The sequence below is a fragment of the Pseudomonas sp. BIC9C genome, assembly GCF_034541995.1.
GTDB lineage: Bacteria > Pseudomonadota > Gammaproteobacteria > Pseudomonadales > Pseudomonadaceae > Aquipseudomonas > Aquipseudomonas fluorescens_CC.
Window position 1 is genome coordinate 1,054,146 of the sequence record NZ_JAWDGM010000001.1, and the last position, 22,663, is coordinate 1,076,808.

The window sequence follows — 22,663 nt, forward strand, 5'->3', positions numbered from 1 at the left end:
TTAAGGATTCAACTGCCGAACGGGGCGCACTTCGACACTGCCGACCCGGGCCGCCGGAATGTTCCCGGCGACCTGGATGGCTTCGTTGAGGTCCTTGGCATCGATCAGGTAGAAGCCGGCCAGTTGCTCCTTGGTTTCAGCGAACGGGCCGTCGGTGATCGACAGCTTGCCGTTGCGCATGCGCACCGTGGTGGCGGTCTGCACCGACTCCAGCGCCTCGGCGGCGACCATCCGGCCGCTGCCCTGGATCGACTCGGCGTAGGCCATGCACTCTTCGTCCTTCGGGCTTTCCGGTAGCGAATGCAGCAGATGCTCATCGCTGTAGACCAGGCATAAATACTTCATCACGCTCTCCTTATCGAACGATCAACTATGGTCGCTGATTGGCATTCCGGCTCGGCTTCCCGACGATCAGGGCTTGAGGTCGAACAGCGTCGCGCCGCTGGTCATGTCGAACGGCGCCGACCAATGTTCGTGGACAATCTGCCACAGCCCGGCTTCCTGCCGATAGCAGGCGGTGACGCGCATCCAGCAGGACTGGGTTTCGCCCTTGTCGTTGGTGCCACCGCAATGTGCCAGCCAGTGAGCGAACGCGATTTCCTGGGACGGCTCGATGGTGACTTCGTGGAATTCGAAGATGTGCGGGCCGGGGCACATTTCCATGCAGGCCTGCCAATGCGCGCGATACGCCGGCTTGCCTTTGAATTGCAGGGCCTTGACCGCGTCGAAGGAGACGATGTCATCGGCATACAGGGCCATGACTTTTTCAATGTCCTTGGCCATGACCGCCTGACGATAGTTCTCGATGAGGTTCTGGATCTGGGTTTGCGAGTTCATGGTGGTTCTCCGTGGTTTTTATAGTGAAGACACCCTTAGTCGTCCGGCGATCCGGCAAATCGACAGGTGAAATAAAAATAATCCAAACGGCCAGACTCGCTAGAATCCGGGATTCATTCATGCAGGAAAAAGGACACTCCCGTGACAGCCCGACTCGTGCCTTATGAAAGCCTGAATACGCAGCAGCGCCAACAGGTCGAGGCCATCGAAGTGCATCCGCAGCAAATCAGGTTCTCCGGTGATATCCACGGCGCCCTGCACACCCTGCTGTCCCGACCCGGCCCCGGTGTGAAGGGATTCGCCCTGCTGGCTGAGGGTGTGCCCGTTGCGTTTCTGCTGCTCAAGCGCCCTCCGGTGTTGCCGGCCTGGGCCGATGAACACAGCGCCACCCTGCATGCACTGCAAGTCGATCAACGCGCTCAGGGCAAAGGCTACGGCAAGGCCTGCCTGCAGGCGCTGCCCGAGGCGGCGCGCCGGGCCTGGCCGGAAATCAAAGGGCTGGAGTTGTCGGTGGATGCCGACAACGAGGCGGCCATCGCTCTGTATGCCCGGTTTGGCTTTGTCGACAGCGGCGAGGCGTACAAGGGCCGGATCGGCTATGAGCGGCGGATGGGGCTGGTGTTTTGAACGCTCGATAGTCGCAACCGATTTTTCTAACACAACGCCGAACCTGTGGGAGCGGGCTTGCCCGCGAAAGCGGTCTGACAGTCGACATTTTTGTTGAATGTGATGCCGTCATCGCGGGCAAGCCCGCTCCCACAGGGGATCTGTGCTGGGTTTAGAGTTCCAGCACCATCTCATGCCACGCCATGCCGCCATGGTCGGACGCCGAGGGTTTGACGTAGGCAAAACCGAACCCGGCGTACAACGGAATGTGTCGTTCCTTGCACATCAGGTTGATGCTGACCTTGCCCATCGCACGCATGCGTTCGATGAACTCGCCCATCAGGCGCTTGGCCAGGCCTTGCCCCTGATAATCCGGGTGCACCACCACCGACATGATCACCACGTGCGGCCCGGCCGGGTCGTGGCCGATCAGTTCCTTGAACGCCTCGTCCGACATTTCCACCTGATACGCCGCCCCGGAATTGATGAAACCGGCCACTGCCCCGCCCACTTCAGCGACGATAAAACCCTCGGGCCAGGTGGCGATGCGGGTGGCGATCTTCTCGCGGGTGGCGGCTTCGTCACCTTCATAGGCAAGGGTTTCGATGGCAAAGCAGCGGTCAAGATCGGCTGGGGTGACGTTGCGGATGACGGTGTTCATGGCAGCTCGGGATCAGCGTGGGAAAGGCTGGGGATCATAAATCAGCCGCCGTGGGACATCGAGAGACGAATCGGCTGATCCGCCTCCCGCTGCCGGTGTCATGCCTTGATCGGCAACCAGATTTCCAGCTTGCCGGTATTGAGCCTGGGGTTGAAGTCTTCGCTGTAGCGCTCGAACTCCGGGGCCGCCAACAGCTCGTGGCCGGACTGCGGCAGCCACGTACCATGGATGTACTGAAAGGTTTGCGGCAGGGTGTCCAGCGGTCCCTTGTGCTCGAACACCACGTACTGCTGAGGCTGAACTTCTACCCAGCGGTACGTTTCCGGCAAGTCGTCGAGTTTGCTGATCTCGACGCCAGCGATGTAATCGAAGCCGCCCTTGCCGTCGAAATTACAGCAGACGCCGTAGGTCACTTCGCCCTTCTGTCCCGGAACATTGCCGATGTGGGGAATGAATTTATCCCAGAGTTCGGGAATGCCTTTTACCGTCTCTTGGGTAAATCGTCCGCCAAGTCCTGCGATCAGCAGAAAGTGTCCGTGTTCGAATCGGGGCTCCGTCACCTCGACGCTTGTTTGCTCATCCATGACTCTACTCCTGCGCTTAAAAGTGGGTTCGGCTCGGAGTATAGAAGCCAAACCCGATTCGCCCAATTACAGTGCGTGCAGCTGCTCGACGGCGGCGGCGCCGACGAACTCGTTATAGCCAGATAAAATCACGTAGACCGCGAAATAGCAGAAAATCGCCGCCGATGCCATGTAGGAGTAACGCAGCAATTTGTCGCCGAGCAACTTGCCGCCGTGGCTCGCGGCAAAGCACAGCCCGACACACCAGAGAATCCCCGCGCAAAGAAAACCGCCGAGAAACAGCGCCGAGCTGAGGGCACCACCGCCACCGGAACGGGCGATCAGCGTGCCACCCACCGCGGCGAACCAGAGAATCGCACTGGGCGACGACATGGCCAGGAAAATCCCGCGAAAGAACTCCTTGCGATGGGAGTTGTGCCCCACCTCGGCCGATTGCGCCAGCAACGCCTCGTGGTGAATCGCCGAATGGATCATCTTCGCCGCGAAGTACACCAGCAGCGCCGAGCCACCGATCCACAGCACCCAGCGCACGCTTTCGTACTGCAGCAACACGGTCATGCCGGCCAGCGCCAGTACCGCGTAGATCAGGTCGCCGACGCAGGTGCCGAGGCCCAGCGCAAAGCCCTGGAAATAACCGCGTTGCATGGCCAGGGTGATCATTGCGATGTTGGCTACGCCGATATCCAGGCACAGTGAAAGGCTCAGCAAGAAGCCACTGGAAAATTCCATCGACCCAATTCCTTCGGAAAAATTTGTTTACATGGAGGCTGGACAGTCTGCCACAGCTGCCCGTACATTCCGTCACAGGTCACCGCTGACCTGCGTCGCTCGGACGGTTCCGGGCGCTTACGTTATCCGAGGCAACAATGGCCGAACAAGGTTCGCCGCGCCGCTTTGCGCGCATCGATCGACTCCCCCCTTACGTGTTCAACATCACTGCCGAGCTGAAGATGGCCGCCCGTCGTCGTGGCGAAGACATCATCGACTTGAGCATGGGCAACCCCGACGGCGCCACGCCGCCGCACATCGTCGAAAAACTGGTGACGGTGGCCCAACGCGAAGACACCCACGGTTACTCCACCTCCAAAGGGATTCCGCGCCTGCGCCGGGCGATCTCCAATTGGTACAAGGATCGCTATGAGGTCGACATCGACCCGGAAAGCGAAGCCATCGTCACCATCGGTTCCAAGGAAGGCCTGGCGCATTTGATGCTGGCCACCCTGGATCAGGGCGACACCGTGCTGGTACCGAACCCGAGCTACCCGATTCACATCTACGGTGCCGTGATTGCCGGCGCCCAGGTGCGGTCGGTGCCGCTGATTCCTGGCGTGGATTTCTTCGCCGAACTGGAGCGGGCGATTCGCGGCTCGATCCCGAAACCGAAGATGATGATTCTCGGCTTCCCGTCCAACCCCACCGCCCAGTGCGTGGAGCTGGATTTTTTCGAACGGGTGATCGCCCTCGCCAAGCAGTACGACGTACTGGTGGTCCACGACCTGGCCTACGCCGACATCGTCTACGACGGCTGGAAAGCCCCGTCGATCATGCAAGTGCCGGGCGCCAAGGACATTGCGGTGGAGTTTTTCACCCTGTCCAAGAGCTACAACATGGCTGGCTGGCGCATCGGCTTCATGGTCGGCAACCCGGAACTGGTCAACGCCCTGGCGCGGATCAAGAGCTACCACGACTACGGCACCTTCACCCCGCTGCAAGTGGCGGCAATTGCCGCGCTGGAAGGCGATCAGCAATGCGTGCGCGACATCGCCGAGCAGTACCGGCAGCGACGCAACGTGCTGGTCAAAGGCCTGCATGAGCTGGGCTGGATGGTCGAAAACCCGAAAGCGTCGATGTACGTCTGGGCGAAGATTCCCGAGGCTTATGCGCACCTGGGCTCGCTGGAGTTCGCCAAGAAACTGCTGGCCGAGGCCAAGGTGTGTGTCTCGCCGGGCGTCGGGTTTGGCGAGTACGGCGATGATCACGTGCGCTTTGCGCTGATCGAAAACCAGGACCGGATTCGTCAGGCCGTACGCGGGATTCGCGGGATGTTCCGGGCGGATGGGCTCGTAACCAAATCCTGACACCCTACACAAAACACTGTGGGAGCGGGCTTGCTCGCGAAAGCGGTGTGTCATTCAACGAAGATGTTGTTTGACGCACCGCATTCGCGAGCAAGCCCGCTCCCACATTTGTCTTGCGCTGCTGTTTAGAACCTGTAGGAGCCGGCTTACTGGCGATCGCTTCGACTCGGTTTGACGTTGAACCGAGTCGCCTGCATCGCCAGCAAGCCGGCTCCTACAGAGGTTTGCATCAGACACAAAAAAACCGCATCGCTGCGGTTTTTTTGTGTCTGGCGAAACGCTTAAACGAACAACGACAACAGCAGGATAAAGCCCAGGCCCACCACCGACAGGATGGTTTCCATCGCGGTCCAGGTCTTGAAGGTTTCCGCCACGGTCATGTTGAAGTATTGCTTGACCAGCCAGAAACCGGCGTCGTTGACGTGAGACAGGATCAACGAACCGGCACCGGTGGCCAGTACCAGCAGCTCACGGTTCACACCTGGAATCATCCCCACCACCGGCACCACGATGCCAGCGCCGGTAATGGTCGCCACGGTCGCCGAACCGGTTGCGATACGAATCACCGCCGCCACCAGCCAGGCCAGCAGGATCGGCGAGATCTGCGCGGCCACCGCCATATGGCCGATCACGTCACCCACGCCGCTGGTCACCAGCATCTGCTTGAAGCCACCACCGGCACCGATGATCAGGATGATCGCGGCGGTCGGCGCCAGGCTCGCATCCAGCCATTTCAGGATCTGTTGGGAACCGATGCCCTGCTTGTGGCCGAAGGTGTACAGCGACAGCAGCAACGCCAGCAGCAGCGCCGAGATCGGGTGACCGATCAGGTCCATGAAGGTGCGGAAGAAGTTGCCGTCCGGCAGCACCACGTCGGCAAAGGTCTTGAGCAACATCAGGAACACCGGCGACAGCACGGTGACCAGGGTGATGCCGAAGCTCGGCAGATCGGCGGAATCCGACTCGCGCGCCAGTTGATCCACCAGCTCCTGATTCGGATGACCGGGGATGTGCTTGGCAATGAAGGTACCGAAGATAGGACCGGCAATGATAGCCGTCGGCAGCGCCACGATCAGACCGTAGAGAATGGTCTTGCCGATGTCGGCACCGAACACGCCGATGGCCAGCAACGGACCCGGGTGCGGTGGCACCAGGCCGTGTACCGCGGACAGACCCGCCAGCAGTGGAATACCAATCTTGATGATCGACACGCCGGTGCGGCGGGCGACGATGAACACCAACGGAATCAGCAACACGAAGCCGATTTCGAAGAACAGCGGGATGCCGACCAGGAACGCGGCGAACATCATCGCCCACTGCACCTTGTCCTTGCCGAAGGCGCGGATCAACGTCTGCGCAATCTGATCCGCACCGCCCGATTCGGCCATCATTTTGCCGAGCATCGTGCCCAGCGCGAGGATGATGCCGACAAAGCCGAGTACGCCACCGAAGCCGTCCTGGAATGCCTTGATGATGGTACCGATCGGCATGCCGGAGGTGAGCCCGAGGAAAGCGGCGGCAATGGTCAGGGCAATGAACGGATGGAACTTGAACTTGGTGATCAGGACGATAAGCCCGATCACCGTGACCACTGCATCGAGCAGCAGGAACGTCTCGTGGGACATGCCAAACATTGGGGGTGTCTCCTGGTTGTTGTTGTTATTAAAGCGGGTTGATCAGAAGTCGGAAGGACAGCGCTGTCTTTGCAAGCACACTCATACCGCCTGTTTCAGGCCGTTCGCCAGCCACCAGACATGAGCCTGGGCAGCCAGTTGCTCGACGCTATGGGTCGAAGCATCCAGCGCCAGGGTCAACGGTTCGCCCTTGGGCGATTCGAGGGTGGCGAACTGGCTGGCGATCAGGGTCGACGGCATGAAGTGGCCCGGTCGATGGGACACACGGTCGGCGGCCACTTCGGGAGTCAGTTCCAGGAACACGAAGCCCAGGCCCGGCAAGGCACTGCGCAGGCGTTCGCGATAGATGTGTTTGAGCGCCGAACAGGTCAGCACCGGGCGCTCGCCCTTGGCGTCGACACGGCGCAGTTCATCGCACAGGCTGTCGAGCCAGCCGGCGCGGTCTTCGTCGTTCAGGGGGATCCCCGCGCTCATCTTTTCGATATTGGCGGCAGGGTGGAAAGAGTCGCCTTCAATGGCAGTGGCGCCGCTCAGTTGGCACAGGGCTTCGCTGACGCACGTCTTGCCGCAACCGGCAACGCCCATGATGACCAGGGCGGTGATGGGATGATTCATGTAACACCTCAGCGCGCAGACAGCGCTACCTTTGCCAGTTATGACACTAGACCAAAAGCAGGAGTTGCCGACGCCTTTCTTGTCATTTTGTGGGTTGCAGCAGGTTAAGTCCCAACACCAAAAAGCGAGGATCAGGCGAACCCCCGCTCACGCATTTGCAGCTGCATCGAGACAGCGCTACCTTAGTGCCTTGAATTTTGTTTGGCAAGCCATCGATGAACACAACCAAGAACGATAAAAATACCCGCACCACTGGCCGCCCTACCCTCAACGAAGTTGCCCGACTGGCCGGCGTCAGCCCGATTACCGCTTCCCGCGCCCTGCGGGGCGTCAGCACCGTGGCCACCGAACTGGTGGAAAAAGTGCAGAAAGCGGCGCTGGAACTCAACTATGTCGTCAACCCTGCCGCCCGTGCCCTGGCCTCGGCCCAGAGTCAATCAGTCGTGGTGTTGGTGCCGTCGCTGTCCAACCTGCTGTTCATCGACACCCTGGAAGCCATTCATCAGGTCCTGCGGCCCAAGGGATTCGAAGTGCTGATCGGCAATTTCCACTATTCGCGCGATGAAGAAGAAAACCTGCTGCGCAATTACATGGCCTATCAGCCGCGTGGCTTGTTGCTGACCGGTTTCGACCGCACCGAAAGTTCACGGCGGATGATCGAAGCCAGCAATATTCCCTGCGTGTACATGATGGAGCTGGACAGTGCAGCCGGGCTCAATTGCGTTGGCTTTTCACAACTGGCGGCCGGCGAAACAGCCGCCGAACACTTGCTGTCTCGCGGGCGCAAGCGTCTGGCCTACATCGGCGCGCAACTGGATCAACGCACCTTGCTGCGCGGCGAAGGGTTCCGCAAGGCCCTGCAAAAGGCCGGCCTGTATGACCCCGACCTGGAAGTGCTGACGCCACGCTCGTCTTCGGTCGGCCTGGGCGGAGAACTGTTCCTGCAACTGCTCGCCAGTCATCCCGATGTCGATGCGATCTTCTTCGGCAACGACGACCTGGCCCAGGGCGCGTTGCTCGAAGCCATGCGCAATGGCATCAGGATTCCCGAGCAGGTGGCGATCCTCGGCTTCAACGATTTGCCCATGTCCGAACACATGGTCCCGCGCCTGAGCAGCATCAACACCCCGCGCGAGGCCATCGGCCGACGTGCGGCGGAGCAGATGCTCACGCTGATGGCCGGCAATAGCGTGGCCAGGCCGGTGCAGGACATGGGGTTTGAGTTGAAGGTGCGCGAGAGTACGTAAGCACCTGCATCAATTCAGTCAGGCAAGGGAAAATGTGGCGAGGGGGCTTGCCGGAACGCCGAACCGCCCCCTCGCCACAGGGAAAGCCGCCACGATTCGCTGATCCGCATTTCGAAACATCATTTACCCTCCACGACCCGAGTGTCGAGTGCAAAATCCGCAAACTTTTTTCTCGCGGATATTCCTATGCACAAAGCGATTTTCCTGACCGGCGTGCTGACCTTCTCGCTCGGCCAAACGATTCAGGCACAAGCCTCGGAGCCGAACGACTGGACGCAGTTGCTGAGCGATCCTCGTTTCATGCCGGCAATCAAAAACTGCCTTGCCGCTCACCCGAAAGCCGAGGGGCCAGCCGTTGTAATGAACGTTTGGCATGCGAGCCTGGAAGCAGCCGGGGTCATGACAACCGACCTGAGCGGACGCAGAAACAGCTGTTTCGCCCACAAGGACACGGGTGTTGTAAGCCAGTCCCGGACGGTGTTTGACCTGCCCGGACCACTGTTTGTGTCAGTGGATCAAGCCAAAGTGGCGCCCAAGGGCGAGTGCATTGAATCAACTCCGGTGTACACCGACCAACGGCTTCAGGGCTGGATCATCAGGCAACCGGTCCTCTATCCGCACATCCCCAGTGCCTGTTCGTCCCCGATCTGGACCGACCTGTTGCCGGGCAACCAGGCTCGGCCAAGCGCCTGAAGTCCAATCAAGAGCAGAACGCGGGGCGTCAGTTGAGGCATTACCACGCGAAGCGTGGGAACGATCAAGGCGCCCATGCGACCGGATTTCAACTAACCTTTTAGAGCAACGTATGTCGCCCTGTGGCAGGCACACTGTTAGATTCCCGTAGCGCACCCATTCGCTAACGGAGTAGCTCTATGGAACACACACTGAAGATTCTGGGTAAAGCCTCGTCCATCAACGTCAGAAAAGTCCTGTGGACCTGCGAAGAACTGGGTATTGCCTACGAACGCGAGGACTGGGGCAGCGGCTTCGCGTCCACCCACAGCCCCGAGTTCCTCCGGTTCAACCCCAACGCCAAGGTGCCGGTGATCATCGACGACGCCGGTGTGCTGTGGGAGTCCAACACCATCTGCCGTTACCTGGCCGGCAAACACCACCATCATCACAACGAGTTGCTGCCCACTGAACCGGCGGCACGCGCCCGGGTGGAGCAATGGATGGACTGGCAAGCCACCGAGCTCAATCCATCGTGGAGTTATGCCTTCATGGCGCTGGTGCGTAAGGACCCGGAGTTCCAGGACGCCCATCGCCTCGAAGTCGGCGTCCGCGGCTGGAACCAGATGATGGGCATCCTCGAACATCAACTCGCGACCACCAAGGCCTATGTCGCCGGACCACGGTTTACCCTGGCCGACATCGTCATCGGCCTGTCGGTCAACCGCTGGCTGATGACCCCGATCGAGCGTCCGGACTACCCCGCCGTCGATGAGTATTTCAAACGCCTGGCGCAACACCGTGGTTTCCTGAAGCAATGCTGCAACGGCTTGCCTTGAATGGCCGCAGGTGGTCGACAAGTCCCCCGCCTCGCTTTAATCGATGCTTTTTTGTAGGAGCGAGCTCGCTCGCGATGGACTCAAGAGCACCGCGTTAAGCCAGAAAACACGCGTTATCGTTATCGACCATCGCGAGCAAGCTCGCTCCTACAGTGGGTCTGCGTTTTTTTGTAGGAGCGAGCTCGCGATGAACCCAAGAGCGCTGCGATCAGTTCAGTTGCAACGTCGAATTGAACTGACTGATTGCATCCACCACGTGGCGCGAGCCCTGCTGGATTTCCAGGATCACTTCCCCCGCCTCGTTCGCCAGTTCCACGCCCAGGCCGGTTCGACTCAGGCTCGATTGCATGCTCGACACCGCGCTGAGCGACAAATCGTGGTTCTTGCGCACCACCTCGACAATCTCCAGCGTCGCCTGACTGGTGCGCGCCGCGAGGCTGCGCACTTCATCGGCCACCACCGCAAACCCGCGCCCGTGCTCACCGGCCCGTGCCGCTTCAATCGCCGCGTTGAGCGCCAGCAGGTTGGTCTGATCGGCAATGCCGCGGATGGTCTGCACGATGGTGCCGATGATGTCGGACTGTTTGCTCACGGCATCGATACTCAGTGCCGCTTCGTTCAAGTCCCGGGAAATGTCCTGGATGATCTGCACCGTCTGTTGCACCACCTCGGAACCCTTGCGGGCACAGGCGTCGTTCTGCACTGAGGTGCTGTGGGCCGATTCGGCGGCGGTTTGCAGGGTGGTCATCTGGTGAGTGATGTCGCTGGCAAACTTGACCACTTTGTACAACCGCCCCTTGGCGTCGAACAACGGGTTGTAGGACGCTTCGAGGAATAGGGTCTGCCCCTGCTTGTTTCGGCGCTCGAAACGATGGGAGTGGTATTCGCCGCGGTTGAGTGACGCCCAGAAATTCCGGTAACCCTGGGACTCGGCTTCGGCACGGTGGCAGAACAGGCTGTGATGCTGCCCCACCACTTCGTTGAGCGAGTACTGCATGGTTTTCAGGAAGTTTTCGTTGGCGCTGATGACCTTGCCTTCGGGCGTGAATTCGATCACGGCCATGGAGCGGCTGATCGCGGCGAGCCGGCTTTCGCTTTCGCGCTCCTTGTTGACCCGGGCGGTGATGTCGGTGGCGACCTTGATCACGCTCTTGACTTGCCGGTCGGGGCCCAGCACCGGCATGTAGCTGGCTTCGAGCCAGATCTCCCGGCCGCTTTTGTGCAAGCGCAAAAAGGTCCCGCTCAGCGGTTCGCCCCGCGCCAGGTCGCGCCATAACCGGGTGTAGTCATCGCTGCGGTAATACTGCTCTTCACAAAAGATCCGGTGATGCTTGCCGCGCACTTCTTCGGCGCTGTAACCCATGGCACTGCAAAAATTTTCATTGGCATCGATGACGATGCCGTCCGGGGTGAATTCAATCATCGCCATCGAACGACCGATCGCCGCCAACCTGGCGTTGGCCTCGGTCAGCGCGCAGCTGAATCGTTCGATTTCCAGCAGGTCAGCCTTGTGATGTAGGTTGAACATTGTTGTATCACCTTTCGCGCGATTTCTTGATTGATGAAAGTTGCAGGTCTTTCAAATCCACCACTGCGTTCCGCAGGACAGGCACACGCATCCCTCCAAAAAGAAGGACTGGTCAGGTGATAAATGATGTTCGATCGGAAGGGTCCCTATTGCGACACTCTCATCAAGACATCCTTCTCTTGATAGCCCGCATGCGGGCCAGCCCTAACAGATTCAAGACAAATTCCATTTAGCGAACAGCTCCTTGTCATCAAGTGTCGGTGCCTTCGATTGCGCACTCTTGCGGCCAGACATCGACCACCTCATGGCGGTCGACATAGTTGGTTACACTTGATCATAGACAGCAACCTTGGGCTTGCAAGGCCACTAGTCGGCCACTATTGAGGACAAAATCGGTTCAGCGGCCGGCGGTTAAAGCGGCGCCGGCCGCCGAATTGGCGCAAGACTTCAGACCAATCGCGAGCAAGCCCGCTCCCACAGGGGATCGGCGGTGACCACAAGGCTTGTGGACATCAAAGATCCAACGTGGGAGCGGGCTTGCTCGCGATGGCAACCTTCCAGATATCAAAAAACTACAAGCTGGCACTCACCCTGGTCGCCACCTCCCCCGGCACCCAGCCCTTCCACACCTGCGGCTGCTCACGCAAAAACGCTTCGGCGACTTCACGGGGTTTCTGGCGCTTTTCACTCATCTGGCCCAAGGTCTGGTTCAGCAGATCAATCGGCAGGTCGACCTTTTCAAAGAACGTCACCAGGTCCGGGTATTGCGCCTTGAACGGTGCCGATACGCCGATGGCCAGGCTGGCCGGCATCGAGCGCGTGCCTTTGGGATTCGGGTTGTTGGCATCGGCCAGGGTTTTCCAGGCGTCGGCGTCGAACGGCGGTTCGTCTAGTTTCACCAGTTTTAAGCGCCCCAGCAGCGGTGTCGGCGACCAGTAGTAGAACAGCACCGGTTTGCCACGGCGGATCGACGACGCCACCTCGGCATCCAGTGCAGCACCGGACCCCGTGCGGAAGTTGACGTAGCTGGCCGTCAGGTTGTAAGCCTTGAGTTTCTGGCTGTTGACGATTTCCGAGGTCCAGCCGGTCGGGCTGTTGAGGAAGCGTCCGCGACTCGGGTCTTCGGGGTCGCGGAACACGTCCTTGTACTTCGCCAGATCAGCAACGGATTTCAGCTCCGGGGCCAACGGCTTGATGCCGCGCTCGGGATCGCCCTTGATCACGTACTCCGGCACCCACCAACCTTCGGTGGCGCCTTTGACCGTATCGCCGAGGCCGAACACCTTGCCCTCCGCGGCAGCCTTGACCCAGGCCGGGCTGCGTCCGGCCCACTCTTCACCGATGACCTGGATATCGTTTTTGGCCAGCGCCGCTTCAAGGCTGACGGTGCTGCCCGGCAGTGTGTCGGTCGGGTAGCCGTAACCTTTCTCAACGATCAGACGCAGGATTTCGGTGATCAGGCTGCCGCTTTCCCAGGTGATGTCGCCGAAGTGAATGGGTGCGGCTTTTTCCGTGGCCGAGGCCGGGTGGGACAACAGGCTCAGGGCCAGCAACGAACTGCCGAGCAGGGTTTTGATCGATCTCATGCGGACCTCTTGTTCTGGAGTGGACGGTTCAGGGATTGATTGGCGCTGTGCCGGTCGCACAGGGCCTGGGAACGGGTCATGTAGTCGCTGACCGAACGTAGCGAGATGCCCAGCGCAGCGGCAATTTGCGGATAGGTCAGGCCGTCGATCCGCGACAGCAGGAAGGTCGAGCGCACTTTGCCGGGCAGCCGCTGAAGACTGCGCTCCACACGGGTCAGGGTCTGGGACAACTGGGCCAGCGCCTCGGGCGATTCGGCGTGGGTCGGCCCGGCCTGTTGCAGTTGCTGTAGATATTGGCGCTCCAGATCACCTCGGCGCCAACGCTGATAGAGCAGGCGCCGGGCGATGGTGGTGAGCAAGGCACGGGGTTCACGGATTGCCGTCAGGCCAGGGGCTTCGAGCAGTTGCACGAAGGTTTCGCAGGCAATGTCTTCGACACCGGCGACATCGTTCAGAGACTGGCGCAGGCGTGTGCAGAGCCAGTGGTAGTGAGCGCGGAACAGTCCGTCCACGTGTTTGCGATGAAGAATATCGGCGCCGGACATAGGGGCTCCTGGGTTAGGGGTCGCTGAATGTCCGGTGGTCCGGTGGTCCGGTGAGGCGAATCCTAGCAAGGAGCCTTATTCATTAATAATACTTAAAACTTATTTTTATATTCATTTACGGAATTAAAAATCACTTACTCGCGAAAGAATGGATCTGTCGACCCAACACTCAGGCCTTATCGCAAAACCCCATACCCCAACGTCTCGGCTTCACGCTGATAGTCGAGCACCACCTGATAGTCGCTTTCGCTAGCCGGCAACACCTCAGGCAAGCCGAGGATTTCGGCGACGTCAGGCAACTCACGAAGCGCTTGATTCATCGCCTGCAATAGCGCTTCAGCGTGCTGATCGCTGACGGTGGCTGACGTGATGTAGGGCAACGTCGGGCTGAACGCACTGCGAGTGATCACGCGTAAACCGGCCACTTCGTCCGCAGCGTGGCGCGCCAGATAGGCAAAGGTCACGCTGTCGATGGCCGCCAGATCGGCCAGGTCTTCGCGCAACCAGCGCAGACTTTCGCGATGGCTGCCGCTGATACCGACCTGCGCAAAAAACCGCCCGTCACGTTGCAACGGCGCCAACCGGTGGCGCAGCAAATTCATGCCGCTGTTGGAGTCCTGGCCATTGATCACGCCTCGGCTGTCGCGAAACTCCGGCAGGGTTCGCCGTGCATCTTCGAGGCGTCCCAGGATCAGGCTGCAGTGATTGCCGCCACTGCTGTCCGGCAGTTCATGACGAGGGCGCCCCAGCACCCGGACTTTGCCGCGTAATGCCGTCATCAGCGGATAACCGCAGGTTTGCGTGAGCAGCAGGTGCGGCGACAACCACAGGTCCGCCAGTGACAGGCCTTCGGCATCACGGCGGGTTTCGCCCAAGTGCTCGAGGATGCGCGCCAGCCAGCGTTCGTTGGCCTGGTGGATGGGGTCGGGGGCGGTGTACATCAGTAGTTCGGCGATGTGTTGGGTCATCGTAGTTTTCCATGTAACAAGCCCCCCCTGTGGGAGCGAGCTTGCTCGCGATAGCGGTGTGACATATTGCATGGATGTTGACTGACACGACGCCATCGCGAGCAAGCTCGCTCCCACAGGGGAACTCAGTTGGTAGCAACAAATCAGTGAAACGGATGCCTCGGGCTGTCGATGGCCTTCACGCCATGTTCACGCCACAGCTGCCCATACCCCCGCACCAAGAATCCACCACTGCGCGCCAACCATTGCTCGCGGCGGGCCCTGTAGGCGCGGGGCAAGTCGTACCAGGGCAAGCCCGGCAACTCGTGATGCACCAGGTGGAAATTGAGGTTCAGGAACAACCAGCGCCACGGCCAGGCGGCTTCATTGAGCACGGTACGCTGTTCCGGCGCCGCCTGAGGTCGATGTTCATAGTAGGAGCGAATCATGGCGATCGACAGCGCTGGCACACTGATCAAAAACAGGTAATGCCAAACCGGCAATACGCTCAAGCGTGCGATGAACAGCAGCATCAACCCGGTCATAGCGCCGTGACTCAGCCACATCAGCCAGGCTTGGCGCTCACCGGCTGTCAGACGCTGCAGTTCTTCACGGGCCAGTGTCAGCAAGGCCAGCGGCGCGCCAAAAGCAAAGCGGCCGAGCACGGTTTTGTTCAGCCAGTGCAGGCTGCGCACCAGCCGTGAACCGCCCTGCCACTGCTCGGCGCTCAGGTAACGGCTTTCCGGATCGCGACCGGGGATCGTCAGGTCCTCGTCGCGGTGATGCTGCAAATGGTTATCGCGATACAAGGTGTACGGATACCAAACGGCAAACGGCGCGTAGCCAAGGATTTTGTTCAGGGTTGGCCAGCGCGTGGGATGACCGTGCAGCAGTTCGTGTTGCACGGACAACCACAGCACCAGCAAGGGGATCAGCAACAGCGTGCTCCACCACAATCCCAGCCGATGGCTGTTCAGCACGATGCCAAACCAGCCGCCATACACGCCGATCAGCAGCAACCAGGTCGGCCATTCGGTGCGTGCGGTGAAGCGTCGACGCAGGGTTTCGATTTCTAGTTGGTGGGCGCTATCGAAGTAATGGGGCATGGCGTTGCTCAGATCGGGGACCAGTCCCCTTCTGTGCAATGGCCTTGGGAAATCCTGCAGATTATTTTCAGGAGGATCGCTCCCATGTTGCATGGGAGCGATCAATCAACGCGGGATCAGTGACCGAATACGCCGACCTTTTTGGCTTTCTTGTCCGCACGCTTTTCAATGGCGGTTTTCACCGGTTTCTTTTTTGCCGCTTTCTTTGAATCCATACCTTTGGACATGATGCGTACTCCACTCACAGGGATGTGAAATCAGGTATACACCTATCCCGGCGCGTGTGTTCTTTTATAATCGCCCGCTTTGCATACCGACAGTCGAAAACCATGCCCGACACCCAATACACCTTGCTCGACGAGCCGTTATGGCCATTGATGAACAAGTTCTACCGCGCTCACCAATCGTCGATGAAAGCCGTGCGCGACGCGCAGTTGTGGGTGGCCCGGCGTGACCGGATTGTTGCCGCGCTGTGTTTGCGTCCGGTGTCCGGTGGGCATTGGCTGACCGGGTTGTTTGTCGATCCGGGGTGTCGCGAACAAGGGCTTGCCGCCGGGTTGATTGCCGCAGCGGTGAAGGATTGCGAACTGCCGGTGTGGCTGTTCTGTCATCCGGATTTGCGGGGGTTTTATGAGCGTCGCGGCTTTACTTTCGATCCGCCGATGCCTTACGCGATGGTTGAACGCTTGAGCCGATACGCACGCAGCAAGCCGATGATTGCGATGGGGCTGGACCCAGGCGTTTAACTTACTCAAGCCAGTTGGAGATCCAATGTGGGAGCGAGCTTGCTCGCGATGGCGGTGTGACAGATAACATTGATGCTGACTGACACGACGCTATCGCGAGCAAGCTCGCTCCCACAGGGTTTTGCAGTGATCTAGTCGTCCGCGTTGGGGTCCAGGTCCGGGAACATCACCTCGGTGAAGCCAAACTTGCTGAAGTCGGTGATTCGCGACGGGTATAGGCGGCCGATCAGGTGATCGCATTCATGCTGCACCACCCGTGCGTGAATCCCCGAAGCAATGCGCACGATGGGCTCGCCCTTGGGGTCGACGCCTTCGTAGCGAATCTGCTGGTAACGCTGCACCGCGCCGCGCAGGCCCGGTACGGACAAACAGCCTTCGAAACCCTCCTCCAGGGTCGGGCTCAGCGGTGTGATCAACGGGTTGATCAGGATCGTCTGCGGCACAGCCTCGGCATCCGGATAACGCTCGCTGTGCTCGAAACCGAAGATCACCAGTTGCAGGTCGACACCGATCTGCGGAGCAGCCAGGCCAACGCCTCCCACACTTTCCATGGTCTGGAACATGTCATCGATCAGTTGCCACAGCTCGGGGCTGTCGAACATCTCGGCCGGTACTGGCGGGGCAACGCGCAGCAGGCGCTCATCGCCCATTTTCAGAATTTCACGAATCATGATCAGGTTTCATCAATGGTCGGTTTGTGTGAGTGATCGCGCCCCAGTCCCGACACGTGGTGTTTTTCCTCATGGACGGGACCATGCTCGCCAGCCACTTTTTCGCCAGGGTCCTTGCCGTCTCGCGACATGTGTTCGATCACCGCGTTCATCTCTGCGCCCAGCAACAGCACCGCGGCGGAAATGTAGAAGTACAGTAACAGCACGATGATTGCGCCGATACTGCCATACATGGCGTTGTAGTTAGCGAACTCCTTGACGTACAGGCCGAAGCCCAGGGAGGCGATGATCCACACGACCACCGCCAGCACCGAGCCTGGGGTGATGAAGCGAAACTCCTGTTTGACATCGGGCATGACGTAGTAGATCAACGCCACCGCGACCATCATCAGAATCACGATCACCGGCCAGCGCGCGATGGTCCAGAGCGTGACGATAAAATACTCAAGGCCGACTTGCGCAGCGATCCACTCCATCACCTGCGGCCCGAGCACCATCAGTGCGGCGGCGATCAGCAGCATGCCGGCAATGCCGACGGTGTAGATGATCGACAACGGAAAGCGTTTCCACAGCGGGCGCCCTTCGACCACGTCGTAGGCAGCGTTCATCGCACTCATCATCAGCCGCACACCAGCGGAGGCGGTATATAGCGCAATCACGATCCCCACCGAGAGCAACCCACCCTTGGATTGCTGAAGCTGGTCGATCACCGGGTTGACCTGTTCCAGTGCCTGGGGCGGCAATACCAGTTCCGATTGCAGGCGTAGCCAGGAGAAGAAGTCGGGCAGATGCAGGAAGCCGATCAGGGCAATCAGAAACAGAATGAACGGAAACAGCGAAAACAGCATTTGATAGGCCAGCGCCGAGGCATAGGTCGACATCTCGTCGGCGACGAACTCGGTGACCGTGCGCATCATCACACGGTGCAGGGGCAAGCCTCTCATGTCCGGAAAAATCATTAGCGTCTCCATTCGCCGCATACGCATTTGGATTGAAGTCGTGGCGACTCTGGGGGCCGTTTCCTTCACCAAGGTAGCCCAGTTGGCGACTTTGAAACAAATTCAGTGTGCAAGTTCAGGCTGACACAAAAATGGCCATCCGGGGATGACCGCTTCTTCTTTTATTAAAGGCATTTCAATGGGAGGAAAAGTCGTTTCGTAAGGTTGACCGGGGGCTTTTGCAGGGCGTTTCATTTATTTCCACCACGACATTTCATCGCTCAGTGCAGGTTGCGCTTTATGTTTGCGGGCCAACCCCTGAGAATGCGCAACACATTCAGGCCATGGCGCTGAAGATCCAATCCCGTAGGAATGTTATGAAACTCGATAAAAAGCAGGCCATTGCCCGCAGAAACCAGGAGCTCGGCGGTGCTGTGCTTGGCGTCAACAACTGCCACTTCACCGAATTGAACCGTAACCGCAATATCTGGTGGTTCGACATCCCGGTATCGCGCCTGGCCGTGGGTCAATACGAGTGGGTTCACCTGCTGATGCACACGCCGGACACCGACGAGCTGCTGCACCTGAAAGTGCCGACCGTGTTCCTGCGCGAGAAGCTCGAAGGCCTGGTGGTGCGCAATGAAGGCAAGCGCAAGGCTGCATTGAGCCTGGAACTGAGCGCCGACAAGGACTCCTTCCTGCAGGACATGCGCCCGGCGGGCACCAACGTCAACTTCGCGCCGTTTCGCCAATAACCATCATTCCTGTAGGAGCGAGCTGGCTCGCGATGGACGTCAACGATGACGCGGGCTGCCTGAATGAACGCGTAGTCTGGAGGTTTTTCGCGAGCATGCTCGCTCCTACAGAGGATCGGTGTTGCCAGCCGACCAACAAAAAGCCCCGCATTTGCGGGGCTTTTTGTTGATTACGCGGTGGCTTTCTTCGCGTTGATCTTCTTCAACTCTTCATCACGCAATTCACGACGCAGGATCTTGCCGACGTTGGTGGTCGGCAGTGCATCGCGGAACTCCACGGAGCGCGGGACCTTGTAGCCGGTGACGTTGGCGCGCATGTGCTCCATCACCTGTTCCTTGGTCAGGGTCACGCCCGGCTTGGCAACGATGAAAATCTTGATCGCCTCGCCCGACTTTTCGTCCGGCACACCGATGGCCGCGCACTGCAGTACGCCCGGCAGGGTAGCCAGCACGTCTTCGAGCTCGTTCGGGTACACGTTGAAACCGGAAACCAGGATCATGTCTTTCTTGCGATCGACAATGCGCATGTAGCCATCGGGCTGAATCAGCGCGATGTCACCGGTCTTCAACCAGCCTTCGCTGTCGAGGATCTCGTCGGTGGCGTCCTGGCGCTGCCAGTAACCCTTCATGACTTGCGGGCCCTTCACGCACAGTTCGCCGATTTCACCCAGCGGCTGCTCGACACCGGCATCGTTGATGACTTTGCACAGGGTCGACGGCACCGGAATGCCAATGGTGCCGACCTGGATGTGCTGAATCGGGTTCACCGTCGCCACCGGGCTGGTTTCGGTCATGCCGTAGCCTTCGCAGATGCCGCAACCGGTCACCGCTTTCCAGCGTTCGGCCGCGGCCAGCTGCAGGGCCATGCCACCCGACAAGGTGACTTTCAGCGCGGAGAAGTCCAGCTTGCGGAAACCTTCGTTGTTGCACAGGGCCACGAACAGTGTGTTCAAACCGACAAAGCCGCTGAACTTCCACTTCGACAGTTCCTTGACCATCGCCGGCAGGTCGCGCGGGTTGCTGATCAGGATGTTGTGGTTGCCCGCCAGCATCATTGCCATGCAGTGAAAGGTGAACGCATAGATGTGGTACAGCGGCAGCGGCGTGATCAGGATCTCGCAACCTTCATTGAGGTTGGAACCCATCAGCGCCTTGCACTGCAGCATGTTCGCCACCAGGTTGCGGTGGGTCAGCATCGCGCCCTTGGCCACGCCGGTGGTGCCGCCGGTGTATTGCAGCACCGCGACATCGCTGTTGGCCGGGTTGGCTTCCGCCACTGGCTGGCCCAGGCCTTTGCTCAGCACGTCGTTGAACCTGACGGCTTTAGGCAAGTGATAGGCCGGCACCATTTTCTTCACATACTTGATGACGCTGTTGACCAGCAAGCGCTTGAGCGGCGGCAGCAGGTCAGCGACTTCGGTGACGATCACGTGCTTGACGCCGGTTTTCGGCACCACGGTTTCGGCCAGGTGTGCCATGTTGGCCAGGCAGACCAGGGCCTTGGCACCGGAGTCGTTGAATTGGTGTTCCATTTCCCGCGCGGTGTAGAGCGGGTTGGTGTTGACCACGATCAGCCCGGCGCGGATGGCGCCGAAAACGGCAACCGGGTACTGCAACACGTTGGGCAGTTGCACGGCGATTCGATCGCCGGGCTGCAAATCGGTATGCTGTTGCAGGTAAGCGGCAAACGCACCGGACAACTCGTACAGTTCACCGTACGTGAGTGTCTTGCCCAGGTTGCTGAATGCCGGCTTGTTGGCGAAGCGTTGGCAGGATTGCTTCAACACTGCCTGAATATTCGGATACTCGTCGGGATTGATGTCGGCAGCAATCCCGGCTGGGTACTTATCCTTCCAAAAGTCTTCGATCATGGAAGCCCACTCCTCAGCAACGCGAATTCAGCACCGCATTTGATGCGATTATTATTGGTGTTTGGCCATTGGTGAATCTGGCTGATAGAAGGCCGAGAAGTCACAAAGCGCGCCGAGAGTAGCAGCTTTGCAAAGGGTCGACTAGAGCCAAAAGCGGCCCATACGGTCACAATTGTGACTCAAGAATGACAAGCGGTCATTTTAGAGCAAAAATTCTATACACCCCTGAAAGCCCCGAAAATCGGGGCTTTCGCGCTAAAACTGTAGGAGCGAGCCTGCTCGCGATGGACGTCCGGACAACGCGATCATCCAGACAGGGCGCGTTATCGTTGGCGTCCATCGCGAACAGGCTCGCTCCTACAGGGATCGGCCAATCACCGATCAGGCAATATCACGCAACTCCCGCCGCAGGATCTTGCCCACCGGCGTCATCGGCAGCGACTCCCGCAGCACGATGTGCTTGGGTACCTTGTATGCCGTGAAGTTCTCCTTGCAGTAGGCCTTCAGCTCTTCAAGGCTGACGCCCGCTTCACGGGCCACCACGAACAGCTTCACCGCCTCCCCCGACCGTTCGTCTGGCACACCGATGACCGCACAGTTGGCGACTTTCGGGTGTGCCATCACTACGTCTTCGATCTCGTTCGGGTACACGTTGAAACCCGAGACAATGATCATGTCCTTCTTGCGATCGACGATACGCACGAAACCGTCCGGGTCGATCACCGCGATATCACCGGACTTGAACCAGCCCTCGGCATCCAGCACTTCAGCCGTGGCATCGGGTTTCTGCCAGTAGCTCTTCATGATCTGCGGGCCCTTGATGCACAACTCGCCGCGCTCGCCCAAAGGTTGTTCGACGCCGTCATCGCTGATGACTTTCAGCGCAGTGCCCGGCACCGGCAGGCCGACCGTACCGATCCGCGACTGGTCGCCATACGGGTTGGTACAAGCCACCGGCGAAGTTTCGGTCAGGCCGTAACCTTCGGTGATGCGGCAACCGGTCAGTTGTTCCCAACGTTCGGCTGTCGCCTTGACCAGCGCTGTGCCGCCGGAGTTGGTGAGCTTGAGGCTGGAGAAGTCCAGGGTCTTGAAGTCCGGGTGATCCATCAGCGCAACGAACAGCGTGTTGAGCCCCAGCAGCGCCGAGAAGCGCCAGTTCTTCAGTTCCTTGATGAAGCCGCCGATGTCACGCGGGTTGGTGATCAGCACGTTGTGGTTGCCCGTCACCATCATGCACATGCAGTTCGCCGTGAAGGCATAGATGTGGTACAGCGGCAGTGGCGCGATCATGACCTCCTGCCCTTCGCGCAACAACGGTTGCCCGTCACTGCCAAACTGTCCCAGACATGCCCGTGCCTGTTGCATGTTCGCCACCAGGTTGCCGTGACTCAGCATCGCGCCCTTGGCCAGGCCGGTGGTGCCGCCGGTGTATTGCAGCACGGCGATGTCGTCGAGACCGACGTTCAGCGGCTTGATACCCAGGCCACGGCCCATGCGCAACGCGCTCTTGAAAGAAACGGCCTGGGGCAAGGAATAGTCCGGGACCATCTTCTTGACCTTGCTCACCATCGTGTTGACCAGCCAACCCTTGGCGGTGGGCATCAGGTCGCCCATCTTCGCTTCGATCAGGTACTGGATATCGGTGTCGGGGAGCACTTCCTGGACTTTCTGGCCGAAGATGTTCAGGTACACCAGCGCCCGGGCACCGGAATCCTTGAACTGGTGACGCATTTCCCGCGCGGTGTACAACGGGTTGGTGTTGACCACGATCAACCCGGCGCGCAGGGCACCGAACACGGCAATCGGGTAATGCAGGACGTTGGGCATCTGCACCGCGATGCGGTCCCCCGCCACCAGGTCGGTGTGGGCTTGCAGATAACCGGCGAAGGCCGCGCTCTGGCGCTCCAGCTCGGCGTAGGTCAGGGTCACGCCCATGTTGCTGAACGCCGGGCGGTCAGCAAACTTCTTGCAGGAACGCTCGAACACCTCGATCACCGACTTGTAGGCTCCCAGATCGATATCCAGGGGTACACCGGCCGGGCGTTTGTCATTCCAGAAATCAGGTTGCATTGTTCTTGTCCTCTTTACCTGAATCTATCCGGGGCCACTTTTCTGTCACTTTTCAAAAAAAATGCAAAAAGCGGAGCTTCACGGACACTAGCAGTTATGACGTAGCAGGCAAATATGCCCACCGCCG

The 22,663-nt window shown here is 59.4% G+C and carries 23 protein-coding genes and 1 pseudogene; 7 read left to right on the forward strand and 17 right to left on the reverse strand.

Annotated features, from left to right (window positions below; translation table 11 throughout):
- Both RS887_RS05020 and RS887_RS05025 read right to left on the reverse strand, forming a co-directional pair.
- Complete coding sequence (locus RS887_RS05020; protein WP_008022845.1) at positions 1–345, reverse strand: YciI family protein; 345 nt, start codon at positions 343–345, stop codon at positions 1–3.
- 66 nt (positions 346–411) lie between these two features.
- Positions 412–837, reverse strand: a complete 426-nt coding sequence (locus RS887_RS05025; protein WP_322614605.1) for a YybH family protein — start codon at positions 835–837, stop codon at positions 412–414.
- Between the two features lie 141 nt (positions 838–978).
- Between RS887_RS05025 and RS887_RS05030 the strand changes: the two genes are divergently transcribed.
- A complete protein-coding gene (locus RS887_RS05030; RefSeq protein ID WP_322614606.1) occupies positions 979–1,464 on the forward strand; it encodes a GNAT family N-acetyltransferase in 486 nt (161 codons plus the stop codon).
- A gap of 151 nt (positions 1,465–1,615) precedes the next feature.
- Here the strand turns inward: RS887_RS05030 and RS887_RS05035 are convergent, their stop codons facing one another.
- From RS887_RS05035 to RS887_RS05045, 3 genes are all read right to left on the reverse strand, one after another.
- A complete protein-coding gene (locus tag RS887_RS05035; RefSeq protein ID WP_322614607.1) occupies positions 1,616–2,104 on the reverse strand; it encodes an N-acetyltransferase in 489 nt (162 codons plus the stop codon).
- Positions 2,105–2,202: 98 nt separating this feature from the next.
- Positions 2,203–2,688: a GyrI-like domain-containing protein gene (locus tag RS887_RS05040; RefSeq protein ID WP_322614608.1), complete on the reverse strand. Its 486-nt coding sequence runs from the start codon at positions 2,686–2,688 to the stop codon at positions 2,203–2,205.
- A gap of 66 nt (positions 2,689–2,754) precedes the next feature.
- Positions 2,755–3,417 carry a LysE family translocator gene (locus RS887_RS05045; protein WP_322614609.1) on the reverse strand — a complete coding sequence of 221 codons (663 nt, stop codon included), beginning with the start codon at positions 3,415–3,417 and terminating at the stop codon, positions 2,755–2,757.
- Between the two features lie 137 nt (positions 3,418–3,554).
- Between RS887_RS05045 and alaC the strand changes: the two genes are divergently transcribed.
- A complete protein-coding gene (gene alaC / locus RS887_RS05050; protein WP_322614610.1) occupies positions 3,555–4,766 on the forward strand; it encodes an alanine transaminase in 1,212 nt (403 codons plus the stop codon).
- A gap of 281 nt (positions 4,767–5,047) precedes the next feature.
- Here the strand turns inward: alaC and RS887_RS05060 are convergent, their stop codons facing one another.
- Both RS887_RS05060 and RS887_RS05065 read right to left on the reverse strand, forming a co-directional pair.
- Entirely contained in the window at positions 5,048–6,400 is a 1,353-nt protein-coding gene (locus tag RS887_RS05060; RefSeq protein WP_111279930.1) for a GntP family permease, read from the reverse strand.
- Between the two features lie 81 nt (positions 6,401–6,481).
- Complete coding sequence (locus RS887_RS05065; RefSeq protein WP_322614611.1) at positions 6,482–7,015, reverse strand: gluconokinase; 534 nt, start codon at positions 7,013–7,015, stop codon at positions 6,482–6,484.
- A gap of 215 nt (positions 7,016–7,230) precedes the next feature.
- On the opposite strand from RS887_RS05065, the gene RS887_RS05070 reads away from it, so the two are divergent.
- From RS887_RS05070 to RS887_RS05080, 3 genes are all read left to right on the forward strand, one after another.
- Entirely contained in the window at positions 7,231–8,262 is a 1,032-nt protein-coding gene (locus RS887_RS05070) for a LacI family DNA-binding transcriptional regulator (protein WP_322614612.1), read from the forward strand.
- A gap of 186 nt (positions 8,263–8,448) precedes the next feature.
- Entirely contained in the window at positions 8,449–8,955 is a 507-nt protein-coding gene (locus tag RS887_RS05075) for a hypothetical protein (RefSeq protein ID WP_322614613.1), read from the forward strand.
- A gap of 179 nt (positions 8,956–9,134) precedes the next feature.
- Positions 9,135–9,773 (forward strand): glutathione S-transferase, encoded by a 639-nt coding sequence (locus RS887_RS05080; protein ID WP_322614614.1) that lies wholly within the window; start codon positions 9,135–9,137, stop codon positions 9,771–9,773.
- A 208-nt stretch (positions 9,774–9,981) separates the two neighbouring features.
- Here the strand turns inward: RS887_RS05080 and RS887_RS30490 are convergent, their stop codons facing one another.
- The 6 genes and pseudogenes from RS887_RS30490 to RS887_RS05105 form a co-directional block, all read right to left on the reverse strand.
- The gene (locus RS887_RS30490) at positions 9,982–10,521 is read right to left on the reverse strand and encodes a methyl-accepting chemotaxis protein (protein ID WP_416339948.1); all 540 of its coding nucleotides are present in this window, start codon (positions 10,519–10,521) and stop codon (positions 9,982–9,984) included.
- 9 nt (positions 10,522–10,530) lie between these two features.
- A pseudogene (locus RS887_RS30495) lies at positions 10,531–11,301 on the reverse strand (PAS domain-containing protein); the annotation flags it as partial.
- Positions 11,302–11,873: 572 nt separating this feature from the next.
- Entirely contained in the window at positions 11,874–12,887 is a 1,014-nt protein-coding gene (locus RS887_RS05090) for an ABC transporter substrate-binding protein (RefSeq protein WP_322614616.1), read from the reverse strand.
- A complete protein-coding gene (locus RS887_RS05095; RefSeq protein ID WP_322614617.1) occupies positions 12,884–13,432 on the reverse strand; it encodes a sigma-70 family RNA polymerase sigma factor in 549 nt (182 codons plus the stop codon). Before RS887_RS05095 ends, RS887_RS05090 begins: the two co-directional genes overlap by 4 nt.
- Before the next feature lie 176 nt (positions 13,433–13,608).
- A complete protein-coding gene (locus tag RS887_RS05100; RefSeq protein WP_416339937.1) occupies positions 13,609–14,400 on the reverse strand; it encodes a phosphate/phosphite/phosphonate ABC transporter substrate-binding protein in 792 nt (263 codons plus the stop codon).
- A 143-nt stretch (positions 14,401–14,543) separates the two neighbouring features.
- A complete protein-coding gene (locus tag RS887_RS05105; protein WP_322614619.1) occupies positions 14,544–15,485 on the reverse strand; it encodes a fatty acid desaturase in 942 nt (313 codons plus the stop codon).
- A gap of 329 nt (positions 15,486–15,814) precedes the next feature.
- Between RS887_RS05105 and RS887_RS05110 the strand changes: the two genes are divergently transcribed.
- Positions 15,815–16,231 carry a GNAT family N-acetyltransferase gene (locus RS887_RS05110; RefSeq protein ID WP_322614620.1) on the forward strand — a complete coding sequence of 139 codons (417 nt, stop codon included), beginning with the start codon at positions 15,815–15,817 and terminating at the stop codon, positions 16,229–16,231.
- Positions 16,232–16,362: 131 nt separating this feature from the next.
- Here the strand turns inward: RS887_RS05110 and def are convergent, their stop codons facing one another.
- A complete protein-coding gene (def, locus tag RS887_RS05115; protein WP_322614621.1) occupies positions 16,363–16,902 on the reverse strand; it encodes a peptide deformylase in 540 nt (179 codons plus the stop codon).
- A gap of 2 nt (positions 16,903–16,904) precedes the next feature.
- Entirely contained in the window at positions 16,905–17,861 is a 957-nt protein-coding gene (locus RS887_RS05120) for a YihY/virulence factor BrkB family protein (protein WP_111279918.1), read from the reverse strand.
- 356 nt (positions 17,862–18,217) lie between these two features.
- Between RS887_RS05120 and RS887_RS05125 the strand changes: the two genes are divergently transcribed.
- Entirely contained in the window at positions 18,218–18,595 is a 378-nt protein-coding gene (locus RS887_RS05125; RefSeq protein ID WP_322614622.1) for a hypothetical protein, read from the forward strand.
- 170 nt (positions 18,596–18,765) lie between these two features.
- Here RS887_RS05125 and fadD1 read toward each other — a convergent pair whose 3' ends face one another.
- Together fadD1 and fadD2 are read right to left on the reverse strand one after the other, a co-directional pair.
- Complete coding sequence (gene fadD1, locus RS887_RS05130) at positions 18,766–20,466, reverse strand: long-chain-fatty-acid--CoA ligase FadD1 (protein ID WP_111279916.1); 1,701 nt, start codon at positions 20,464–20,466, stop codon at positions 18,766–18,768.
- Positions 20,467–20,847: 381 nt separating this feature from the next.
- On the reverse strand, positions 20,848–22,536 hold the full coding sequence (fadD2, locus tag RS887_RS05135; protein ID WP_322614623.1) for a long-chain-fatty-acid--CoA ligase FadD2: 1,689 nt from the start codon (positions 22,534–22,536) through the stop codon (positions 20,848–20,850).
- Between the last annotated feature and the right edge of the window lie 127 nt (positions 22,537–22,663).